10 protein-coding genes are annotated in these 11,407 nt (G+C 45.4%); 4 read left to right on the top strand and 6 right to left on the bottom strand.

Going from position 1 to position 11,407, the window contains the following annotated elements:
- Positions 1–1,141: 1,141 nt before the first annotated feature.
- The gene (locus tag CWB99_RS18310) at positions 1,142–2,521 is read left to right on the top strand and encodes an MATE family efflux transporter (protein ID WP_138551580.1); all 1,380 of its coding nucleotides are present in this window, start codon (positions 1,142–1,144) and stop codon (positions 2,519–2,521) included.
- Complete coding sequence (gene uvrB, locus CWB99_RS18315) at positions 2,518–4,530, top strand: excinuclease ABC subunit UvrB (RefSeq protein ID WP_138551579.1); 2,013 nt, start codon at positions 2,518–2,520, stop codon at positions 4,528–4,530. The genes CWB99_RS18310 and uvrB overlap by 4 nt, the downstream gene beginning before the upstream one ends.
- A gap of 45 nt (positions 4,531–4,575) precedes the next feature.
- Here uvrB and CWB99_RS18320 read toward each other — a convergent pair whose 3' ends face one another.
- On the bottom strand, positions 4,576–5,172 hold the full coding sequence (locus CWB99_RS18320) for a porin family protein (RefSeq protein WP_138551578.1): 597 nt from the start codon (positions 5,170–5,172) through the stop codon (positions 4,576–4,578).
- A 121-nt stretch (positions 5,173–5,293) separates the two neighbouring features.
- On the bottom strand, positions 5,294–6,130 hold the full coding sequence (locus tag CWB99_RS18325) for a LysR substrate-binding domain-containing protein (RefSeq protein ID WP_138551577.1): 837 nt from the start codon (positions 6,128–6,130) through the stop codon (positions 5,294–5,296).
- A 104-nt stretch (positions 6,131–6,234) separates the two neighbouring features.
- Here CWB99_RS18325 and CWB99_RS18330 point away from each other — a divergent pair, with 104 nt between their 5' ends.
- Together CWB99_RS18330 and CWB99_RS18335 are read left to right on the top strand one after the other, a co-directional pair.
- Positions 6,235–6,891, top strand: a complete 657-nt coding sequence (locus tag CWB99_RS18330) for a glutathione S-transferase family protein (protein ID WP_138551576.1) — start codon at positions 6,235–6,237, stop codon at positions 6,889–6,891.
- Positions 6,892–6,989: 98 nt separating this feature from the next.
- Positions 6,990–7,454, top strand: coding sequence for a GNAT family N-acetyltransferase (locus CWB99_RS18335; RefSeq protein WP_138551575.1), 465 nt, complete (start codon positions 6,990–6,992; stop codon positions 7,452–7,454).
- A 21-nt stretch (positions 7,455–7,475) separates the two neighbouring features.
- Here CWB99_RS18335 and CWB99_RS18340 read toward each other — a convergent pair whose 3' ends face one another.
- From CWB99_RS18340 to CWB99_RS18355, 4 genes are all read right to left on the bottom strand, one after another.
- The gene (locus CWB99_RS18340; protein WP_138551574.1) at positions 7,476–8,672 is read right to left on the bottom strand and encodes an iron-containing alcohol dehydrogenase; all 1,197 of its coding nucleotides are present in this window, start codon (positions 8,670–8,672) and stop codon (positions 7,476–7,478) included.
- 149 nt (positions 8,673–8,821) lie between these two features.
- Entirely contained in the window at positions 8,822–9,181 is a 360-nt protein-coding gene (locus CWB99_RS18345) for a hypothetical protein (protein WP_054017310.1), read from the bottom strand.
- A gap of 208 nt (positions 9,182–9,389) precedes the next feature.
- Positions 9,390–10,154 carry a YdcF family protein gene (locus tag CWB99_RS18350; protein WP_138551573.1) on the bottom strand — a complete coding sequence of 255 codons (765 nt, stop codon included), beginning with the start codon at positions 10,152–10,154 and terminating at the stop codon, positions 9,390–9,392.
- Between the two features lie 83 nt (positions 10,155–10,237).
- Positions 10,238–11,125 (bottom strand): LysR family transcriptional regulator, encoded by an 888-nt coding sequence (locus CWB99_RS18355; protein ID WP_054017350.1) that lies wholly within the window; start codon positions 11,123–11,125, stop codon positions 10,238–10,240.
- Positions 11,126–11,407: the final 282 nt, after the last annotated feature.

Consider the following 11,407-nt stretch of genomic DNA (forward strand, 5'->3'; position numbering starts at 1 on the left):
ACCAACTGAGCTAAGGGGGAAGCATGTCTCTCAACGGGGCGAAATATTAATGACCGCTAGGCAAGGTGTCAACAATAAAAATCATTGAATTGTAAAAAAGCAGTTCGTTCGTTGAATTAATGCTCGATTTGCGCCTTTTTTAGCTGCCTTTACGCGACTTCGACACTCTGTAATGAAACAGAGGGGTTATGCTCCGGAGGGGGGCAAAGTTACGAAATGTATAATTTTTGATGCTTGTGTCGTTATTTTGTTCGAAGCGAACTTTTTTTGCACTTTAACAGAGATCTAATTTGTTTGCGGTTTGAGATCCCGCGAAGATCCTGAAAATGATCGAATAACAATCCAGTATAATTGGGGTTTATTGCACAAAAATTACTCAATATATACAGAATTATTGCATATAAATGTTCCGAGATATATAAAGTAAATAAATATCAGTGGGTTAGGTGTTTATTGGGGTCATTGCCGCAAATTTGCAATATTTTGATATTGGTCTATCTGCGTTGGATCTTTCCCCGAAAAGCAACTCGATCCCGTTCGAATGAGTAGATGATCAAGTGTAAGGGGGCGATCCTTCATTTGGATCGCAGGCTAGGCCTTTATTTTTAAAGGCTGTGATAAGTTATCCACGGAATCTGTGGATAACATTGTTTATTAAACTTTAAAAAGTGCTACAACGCCATATATTCCGCGGCATAGCGACGATGCAAGCGTTTTGATGAAAAATAATTAATTGTTTTATTTCAAATACTTATGAAATTTACATCATACTGGAACGAGAAATGCACAATATGACGGATTTATTTCGTCCTTGCCCCATTGATGTGCAAAAAGTGACCCGAATCAAGTTCTATTTTTCTAAAAAACCAACTTTTTCCTAAAAATGTTTGAGTTGGTGTGAAATACCCCAATAAAACAATTTTTAATGTGCTGCCAGATATCCGCCAACTTAAGTGGTTCGCTCATATATTGTAAGAACAGGATATTGTCGTGCGATGCGCCGTTTTGGGCTAAACCCAGGTGGCAGTGTCAAACGTAATACACAACAGCCGTTTCATCCACACAGGCTGGATGTTTAATTAAGTGCATCATCGAAAGTGATCCATTAGAATACTCGCTTCCAAATGAGGTAAAGCAAACTATGTCCGCAGTTCGTCAATCAAATCCCGGTAGTGATATTCTCAATGGGTCAATCGTGGAAACGCTTAGACGCATGACCGTTCCCATGATTTTTGGCATGATCACTCTGATGAGTTTCAACTTAATCGACACTTTTTTCATCAGCTTACTCGGGACTGAGCCACTCGCGGCAGTGAGTTTTACCTTCCCTGTTACTTTTACTGTTATTAGTCTTGCCATCGGGCTGGGTATCGGTACATCGGCGGTCATTGCAAAAGCCTTGGGTGCCAACAATATGGAAGAAGCTAAATTCGATGGCTTTGTTGCATTGCTGGTATCTGCGGTGATGGTGGCAATTTTATCAGCCATTGGTTATGTATTAATAGAGCCTATTTTTACCTTGTTGGGCGCAAATGCGCAAACCATGCCTTATATCTATGACTATATTTCAATCTGGTTTGCGGGCGCCATATTTCTGATTATGCCGATGATTGGTAACTCTATCCTCAGAGCCAGTGGTGATACGAAAACGCCCAGTCTGATTATGGGTCTGGGAGGGCTTATCAATGCCATATTGGATCCCTTGTTGATTTTTGGCTATGGTCCATTTCCTGAATTAGGTGTCAAAGGGGCGGCGATTGCCAGTGTGATTGCCTGGGGCGTAGGCGTAGTGTTTATTTTGTATTTACTGGCGGTCAAAAAGCGCTTACTACAAGTTAGCAGCCCACAGCAAAGCATCGCTCAGGCAACCAGTAAAATATTAAAGATTGGATTGCCAGCTGCAGGGGCCAACATGCTCACGCCAATAGCGATGGCAGTCATGACAGCCATCATTGCTACCTATGGTGCAGAAGCCGTGGCTGCTTTTGGTGTAGGCAGTCGTATTGAGTCCATTGCCAGTTTGGTGGTGCTAGCCTTATCTATGACCCTGCCTCCTTTTGTTAGTCAAAATTTCGGTGCGCAGAAATATCAGCGAGTTGAAGACGCATATCGTACCACCCTGAAGTTTGTTATGGCGTGGCAATTTGGCATCTATATATTGCTTATTGCGGCTTCTCATTGGATCAGTCAGGCTTTTGGTGATGAGCCACAAGTCGTCGAGATCATTAAGTTGTTTATTTACACCTTACCCTTAAGTTACGGTTTGCAGGGGGTAATCATCCTGACCAATTCATCGTTCAATGCATTGCATAAGCCAATGCGCGCATTAGTATTAAGTGTGGTTAGATTGTTTGTCTTCTATATACCCTGTGCCTATCTGGGTTCTCATTTTGCGGGCATTCAAGGACTATTTATCGGTGCTGCATTTGGTAATCTGTTCACCGCCATATTGGCGTATAAATGGTTCACCAGTACGTTAGCCGCAATGCAGCAATGCACACGACAGGAGGAAGTGGTATGAGTGATGTATTTGACCTGGTTTCTGACTTTTCACCCAGTGGTGATCAGCCCACAGCGATAGCTCAACTGTGTGATGGGTTAGAAGCAGGTCTGGCCCATCAGACTCTGCTGGGGGCAACCGGGACCGGCAAAACCTTTACTATGGCCAATATTATTCATACCCTGAATCGGCCTACCATCATTATGGCGCACAATAAAACTCTGGCTGCACAGTTATATGGTGAGATGAAAGAGTTTTTCCCTAATAACGCGGTTGAATATTTTGTCTCTTACTATGATTATTATCAGCCTGAAGCTTATGTGGTTGCCAGTGATACGTTTATAGAGAAAGATGCGTCAATCAATGAGCACATAGAGCAGATGCGTTTGTCTGCGACAAAAGCACTCCTGGAACGTCGGGATACAATTATCGTCGCATCTGTGTCTGCCATTTATGGTTTGGGTGATCCAGATTCATATATGAAGATGATGCTGTTGTTAAAAGTGGGCGAAACCATGGAGCAGCGCGCAATGCTCAGGCGTTTGGCTGAACTTCAGTATACCCGCAACGATATGGATTTTAGTCGTGGCACGTATCGGGTCAGAGGTGAAGTGATCGATATCTTCCCTGCAGAATCAGATACCTATGCTATCAGAGTCGAAATGTTTGACGAAGAGATCGAACGTATCAGTATGTTTGATCCGTTGACCGGCGCGGTAGAAAAGCATCTGGTGCGCGCCACCATTTACCCCAAGACTCACTATGTCACGCCGCGTGAGAAAATCCTTGATGCGATTGAAAAAATCAAACTTGAACTCAAAGAGCGTCGCAATAAGTTATTAACCGACAATCGCTTGGTCGAAGAGCAAAGGGTTGCGCAGCGCACACAGTACGACATCGAAATGATGACCGAGCTGGGTTATTGCTCAGGTATCGAAAATTACAGCCGTTACTTATCTGGGCGTGCACCTGGCGAGCCACCACCGACTTTGCTGGATTATTTGCCAGATGATGCGCTAATGATCATCGACGAATCTCATGTCACTGTGTCACAGATTGGCGCCATGTATAAGGGAGATCGTAGCCGTAAAGAGAACTTGGTTGAGTACGGGTTCCGGCTACCTTCTGCCATGGATAACCGTCCACTGAAGTTTGAAGAGTTTGAAGCGATTGCACCGCAGACAATTTATGTCTCTGCTACACCTGGAGACTATGAACTGAATAGGTCCAGTGGTGAAGTGGCAGAGCAGGTTATCCGTCCGACAGGGCTGTTAGACCCGGAACTGGAAGTGCGTCCCGTTGCGACTCAGGTCGATGATCTCTTATCTGAAATCTATCGACGAGTCGAGCTTAAGGAGCGTGTTCTGGTCACAACTCTGACCAAGCGCATGTCTGAAGATCTGACCGACTACCTGAATGACCATGATGTCCGGGTACGTTATTTACACTCTGATATTGATACTGTCGAACGGATGGAAATTATCCGCGATCTGCGTAAAGGTGTGTTTGACGTTTTAGTTGGCATTAACTTGCTACGTGAAGGCCTGGATATGCCAGAGGTTTCACTGGTTGCGATTCTGGATGCAGATAAAGAGGGCTTCTTGCGTTCAGCACGGTCACTCATTCAGACAATTGGTCGGGCCGCACGGCACATCAATGGTAAAGCCATTTTGTATGGGGATTCGATCACCAAATCCATGCGTCAGGCAATCGATGAAACGGAGCGACGTCGGGCTATTCAACATGCTTACAACGAAAAGCATGGCTTAAAACCGCAAGCACTGGTGAAGAAAATCACAGATGTGATGGACTTGGGTGAAGAAGTGTCGGATGAGCAGTCTAAAACGCTGCCGAAAGTGTCCAAAAAGACAGCACCTTCTAAGCAAACACATAGTGTCACTGAATTGACTGAACAGATAAAGCAGCTAGAGTCTCAGATGATGCAATACGCACGTGAGTTGGAGTTCGAGAAGGCGGCTGCAATACGAGATGAAGTACATCTGTTGCAGCAGCAATTGCTGAAAAGCTGATACAAAAATAAAGCGCAGCAAGGGCTGCGCTTTTGGTTATTCTACTTAGAAGCGGTAGCTGACACCTAAACCTAAGTTGGTGGTGTCCAGGTCGCCCATATCCAAATATTGAATACTGGCATTAACCGACATCCCATTGTCCCAGTCATATTGCCAGCCGGCTTCTGTCAGAAAGCTTATGCCATCTTCTTCAACCATGGTTTTACCTTTGTAGCCAATCTCATAGTCGTAATAATGCGCGCCGAGCTTTGCATATAGGTAATTATTATCGCTAAGCTGGTACTGACCTTTAACAGCCAATACAAAGTTGTCATAGTCTAGCTCATTTGCACCGAGCCCAAATAGTGCTTTGTCGTTGCGTGTACAAGTGAACTTGTCATCACTATCGTCCTTACATTCCCATTCATCCGCTTCCATACCAGTGATGTAAGCGGCTTCCAGCGCCCAGGTCGAGTCATATTGATAGTTGTAGTAAAAGTATACGTGTGTAACACCATCACCATCCTGATCTGAGCTATTGTAAGAGGCACTACCGCCAAACAGTTGTGCACCTACGCGGTGTTGTTCATCATGTTGCGCAGCCTGTGATGCAAAAGAGGCTGAAACTGCAAAAACCAGTGAGAGGAGAGATAAAGATTTCATTGCTGTCATTCCGTTTGATTAACTTGCTGACAAGTGTATTCAGACTCCTTGTGAGAGTCTGTTTGTGGGGTGTCATAAAATGTAAGCGCTTGTAGGATGGCTGTGAGTAAATATGAAGCAGTTAGTCGGCACGGTGAAAACCGCGGCTGATTTGCAGCAGATCTGTCTCCTTAACAGGGTTTGAGGGAGTATTACTTCTGATCAGAACAACGTCTATCGAAGGTAAGGGGGGTAAACCCTGAACACTCAGGATAGGTAGGTCCTCTGCGCTACTTTGGGCAAGTGCGCCGATTGCTAATCCAGCTTTAACCAGAGCGCGTAAAGCTGAGGCACTTTGGCAATTTGCAATGACTTTAAATGTGCGCTCCTGCTTCATTAAGCCCTCGATGGCTGCCTGATGAAAGCGACAGTCTCGTTGAAATACGGCGAGCGAGATAGATGTTTCTGGATGCCAGGTGCCAACCCATACCCCCTGATCATGGTACAGAAATAACCCTTCCTCGGAGTCTGGGCTTCGAGTGATCACACCCAAATCAAGCTCACCCTGATCCAGGGCGTCTTTTATCCGGTTGCTGGACATGCAGTGAATATCAAGCTCGAGGTTCTGCCACAGTTGATGCAGCTGAGCGGTGAGTGAAGGCAAAATAGTGTCAGCGTAATCGTCTGGGCAACCCAGTCTGAGAAGCGTAGGACGCTCGCTTTGACGCATATGTGCCAGAGTATCATCGTGCAATCTAACCAGTTGTTTTGCGTAACGCATTAAGGTATGCCCATCCTGAGTAAGGTGCAACTTGCGACCCGATTTTTCAAACAGGGGTTTACCTACATCTTCCTGGAGCTTCTTCATCTGCATGCTAATGGCTGATTGAGTACGGTGTAGCTGGTTAGCTGCGCGAGTAAAACTGTCGTTTTCGACGCAGGCGATAAAGCTACGCAATGATTCTATGTCCATATTCATAAGAGTTATTGATGTTTGATATTAGAATTATCCGTTGGTTTAGCTTGATAAAGCAACTTAAAGTAGGGGCCATAACAATCATCGCTATTGAAATAAGGACGACTATGAAGCTCTATATCGGCAATAAAAACTACTCGACTTGGTCTTTGAGATCTTGGCTATTAATTGAAAAGTATGGATTAAAATTTCAGGAAACCATGTTGAAACTAGAAACAGACGCTTTTTATCAGACCTTGTCTGGTATTAGCCCAACCAACAAGGTACCGCTGCTCGTTGATGGTGATGTGATTGTCTGGGAATCTCTGGCAATCTGCGAATACATCAACGAAACTTATCTTTCAGGGCAAGCCTGGCCTGCGAGTCCTGAGTTGCGTGCCCGCGCACGGTCACTGGCCAATGAAATGCACAGCGGTTTTTTGGCGCTCAGAGCAGAAATGCCAATGAATATTCGGGCAAAACGTCATGTTGACTTATCTGCAGCAGCGCAAAAAGACATAGCAAGGATTGCACAAATTTGGCGAGAACAAATGCAGGAATTTGGCCAACAGGGTGGCTGGTTATTCGGTGAATGGAGTATAGCCGATGCGATGTTTGCACCGGTTGTTATGCGGTTTATCACGTATGGCATTGAGCCTGGACCTGAAGCAACTACGTATATGGAAAAAGTACTTGCTTGCCCTGCCATTCAGAGGTGGCGTGCAGATGCGCTGCTTGAGCAGGATATTGTACCAAGTGATGAAGCTGGCATTCCAAGTGACTAATGTAAGGCGCAGGTACTAATATCGGGGTTATCTGCATACTGTGTCCTTATTTGGGTAATATACTTATTGTTGTGTATTACCCAATAACGGAGTGTCTGATGCTGATCCCAGTTACCTCTCATAACCAAACCATTTATCACAACCTGGCTCAGGCTTACGAGGCTGAATTTTCTCCTCTTACAGATAAAAGCCCTGGCCCTGACGGCGTATTTGTATTAGATACTTTGCTGGAGGGGAACGTCAGGGGATATTTATGTTATGTCAACAAAACGCCGGTAGGATTGGCAGCGATAGCGCAGCATCAGGAAAGAGAGTTTGAGATTTGTGAGTTTTATATAGTACCTCGTTTTCGCAAAGCCGGGCTCGGCGCTCGGTTCGCTCGCGCTATCTGGGCGAACTCTCCGGGTCTGTGGACCATTAAGCAGATTGCTGGTGCCGACTATGCAACGCAATTTTGGCGTCGTGCAATCGCTCAAGCCGGCATAGAAGAGATGGAAGAAGACATCTACCATGACCCATACTGGGGCACAGTGACGCGCCAGCGATTCAGATACGATATGTAATCGTCTAACTGAGTTGGGCTGTCAGGCGCGTATTTGTGTCAGGATATGCTGGCAGTCTGGCAGCGCCATAAAGTGTGGTACTGGGTAATCGGGGTGTGCCTCTTCAAGTGCCAGGACCGCCAGTGACTGAATATCGTCACTGAGCACTTCACTAAGGTGAGCCTGAATGTTGAGTTGCGCCAGCAAATCTGTGATGTGTGTAATGAAGTCTTGCGCCTGCCGCTCAATAGGGTAATCCAAAGAAGTGAGATGACAATGACACGCAATCGTCGCTAACTGACGGTGTATCCTGCTGCCATACCAATGCAAAACCGGTAATAGTAATACCGCATTTGCCAGGCCGTGTGGGGTACCGTATTTGGCTGTGAGCTGGTGTGAAATAGCATGCACATAGCCTACTGATGTTCGCGTGAATGCTTGTCCTGCCAGAAAAGAGGCATAGAGCAGTTTTTCTCTTGCCTGAAGGTTTTGACCATCAGAGTAAGCAATAGGCAGATGGCTGAATATAAGCTCACATGCTTCAAGTGCTTTTTCATTCGTCAGTTTAGTCGCGTTGATACTTAAGATTGCCTCAATAGCATGGGTCAGTGCGTCGATGGCTGTGGTTGCTGTGATCCCGGCTGGCAAACTGGTGGTGAGCTGGCTCACTAGAACCGCGCGCTGCGGGACCAGGCAAAAGTCTGCGGCAGCGAGCTTTTTCCCTCTTTTTTCGTCATTGAACACCGCCGCAACCGTTGTTTCAGAGCCTGTGCCAGCTGTGGTTGGTATTGCAATATTTGGTGGTAGTGTTTTAAGCACTTTAAACAAGCCAGAAAAGGCATCAACAGAACGTTTTGGCCGAACAGCCCGAGCCCCAATTAGCTTTGCGGCGTCCAGCACCGAACCACCCCCAACACTGATAATCGCCTGGCACTCATTTGAAAGGTAGGTCCGATAGCCTTGTTCTATGTTCTCTACCGTGGGATTAGCCTGAACTTGATCATAAACGACAGGACGCAGATTTTGCTCCTCCAGTGCTGTGATGACGGGCGAAATGACGTTTAGCTCATTCAGGACTTTGTCCGTTACCAGCAAGACCCGAGTATCACGCGGCAAAGTCAGATCTTGAATAGCGCTGGTCAGCCCTGCCAACCCTTTGTACAGCTCGGGTGCCGGAATGCCAATAAATCTGACAATGCATTTCAGTAAAAAGTGATAGCAGCGATAGAGTAGGTGCATAACCCGGAAAGCTCAAGTGGTGGTTTATTGCACAGAAGCATAGCTGAACTTGCCCGTATATGGCAAAGATTTAATGTGGCAGGTATTTGAAATTGCGTTACTTTAGAAGGAGGGTGAGCCAGCTTAAGTGCTGGCCCATACGCAGAGAGTTAAACTACTCCGCGTGGTAAACGGCAGTCATGGTCCTTTTCTGCCAGCTCAATGATCCAGGCTTCTTCTGCGGTATAGCCATCTTCATTTGCTTTGACAACCGTGAACGGGGTTGCTTTTTTAACCGCTGGCGCTGCTGCCTTGGTTGTTGCTTTTTTCTTTGGCGCAGGTTGTTCTGTCGCGGCTGTTCCTGAAGTTAGCTCTTCGGTCAAAGCTGCTACATCTGCCAGACGCATATTTTTGCCACCGTCAATGCTGTACCAGCCAGGTTTAGTGGTGATCTCTGGCTTTTTGCCGTGTGCGGCTTCATATGCGGCTTCAAATGCACTTAAAACTTCAGTTTTATCTAGTTTACTCATCGTAAATCCCAGTCGTGTTATACGCGGATACGCAGGTTAAGATTAAACGATATTTATACCTATTTTTGAGTAATTTTTCAATTTTTTGCGTTTTTAAGCTCTGATTCATCGCAAATCAGTCCCTGCTCAAGGGGGAAATATCCAACTTTTGGACTAATTTATACCTATCTGCTCCTTCAAATTGAACAGGTATTAAGTGAATTTGGTATTACAAAGCTTGTGGGTCAATCATTCGGCGCAGTGCTATCCATTGTCGTCCTATCAGTTCATGGACATAAGTGGTTACAGCGTTTAGTACAGATGCACTGGCGATAAAGCGCCGATACTCAGGCGAATTACCATAACTGTAAAATTGTACTGGCGCGGCAAGAGTATCCACACCCTGTGCAGAAAATAAATCTTGTGCGCGTGCCATGTGGCTGGCAGATGTGACCAGGGCAACCTTACTGTCAACTAATCTGGTTGCGAGCAATAAAGCCTCTTCGGCTGTATCCCGGGCTCTTGGGTTTTGAATAATTTTATTTGCGCGAATGCCAAGGGCAATTGCTGTTTTGCCCATCATAGCGCTGCTTGTTGTTTTGCCATCTCCGGCGCCTGACACTATAAGCTGCGCATGAGGGTAGGCATGAAGTAGTCTGAGCCCCTCGGTCAGGCGAGAAAGCGCACAGCCTGATAATTGTAGGTTGGCCGGCAATCGAGGTGCAGGGCTCACGCCACACCCCAGTACGACGACGTAGTCTATATGTTGATGCTTACTCGTTGAAAACGGAGCTAACCGTTTTTCTGAGGGGGTTATCAGTATGTCCGCAAAGAAAGGGGTACTGATCGTCCACAAGCTGACTACCAGCAGCCAGCCAGCGAGGTAAGATTTGATATTTATCCTGGCGATAAACAGCAAGCAGAGCGCCAGTAACAGCAGGGTCACGGGTAAGGGCATCAACAGTGACCCAATTACCTTTTTTACCTCAAACATAAAAATGATCCGTTTATATTAGTCTGCGCCCAGTTTACCTCTATTATCCCCCAATTGCGTGGGTAAATTTGTTGAATGCTTGTTTAGCGATTTACGGATTGCTTGCATGTATTCAGGAAGTGACGGTAAACCGGGTTATCCTTCATATTCTTTTTCATTGCAAGATACATAGGGCGGTTCAAGCCCAATGCCCCTAAAGGTATAGACTTGATCAATCCCTGACTTTCATAGGGAGTAACTAACCAATCTGGTAGCGCCGCGACACCCATCCCGGCACTGACCAATTGAAATATCAGTAACCCCTGGTCCACGGTTTTCAACGTACCGTCAAATCGGGCATTCTGGATAAAGTGTTTGAAGATATCCTGACGCTCTTTAGGAATGGGGTAAGAAATAATGGTTTCGTCTTTCAGATCGAGTGCGGTGACATAGGCTTTTTTAGCAAGTTCGTGATCAGGTGCAACAATGAGTTTCAGTTTGAAGTCAAAAATATGTGCATATTCTACGTGCTCAGGCTCACGAATATCCGAGGTCAGGACCAAATCTAGCTCATCACTGAGTAATTCGGGGATCGCGTCATAGCTAAAACCGCGTTCATAATCCACCTTGATGTCTGGCCAGAAGTTATTGAACTCTTTAATGGTCGGTAGCAACCAGTGAAAACAGGCATGGCATTCAACACTGAGTCTCAATTGTGAGATAGGTTGATTGAGACTTTCTTTAAGACGGCACTTGGTGGCCTCGACCTTAGGTAAAACATCATTAGCGAGTTCTAGCAAAAGCATGCCCTGTGGGGTAAAGCGAACAGGCTGAGTCTTGCGCTCAAACAACTGACAGTCTAGTTTGTTTTCCAGATCTTTGATTTGGTGAGAAAGTGCTGACTGAGTGAGGAATAACTCACGCGCTGTATTGACCAGTGATCCGGTTTCTTTCAGGGTCGCTATGGTTTTTAAGTGCTTTATATCTATCATCATCAACAAATCTCATTCTAAACGTGAGTAAAACTCAGATTACACCCATACTACGCTGTGAATCCAAGCTATTCAACGTCTAGACGTCTATAAATCCAGCAGCGATTGACTAAATATTTACAAAATTACTATAGCATTATTTTTGACAGCGTTGTCATTCTTTATTTAACTTTTTTTAAAAAAATTACAATTTAATTTTACTCAAGTTGTTTTTGAGAAAGCATCAGTTGTGAAAATGAGCGCTGAGACGTAAATTTTGGCCATCTAAACTTTCAAAGAATG

Origin of the sequence: Pseudoalteromonas rubra, from assembly GCF_005887095.1 — a bacterium.
Classification (GTDB): Bacteria; Pseudomonadota; Gammaproteobacteria; order Enterobacterales; family Alteromonadaceae; genus Pseudoalteromonas; species Pseudoalteromonas rubra_E.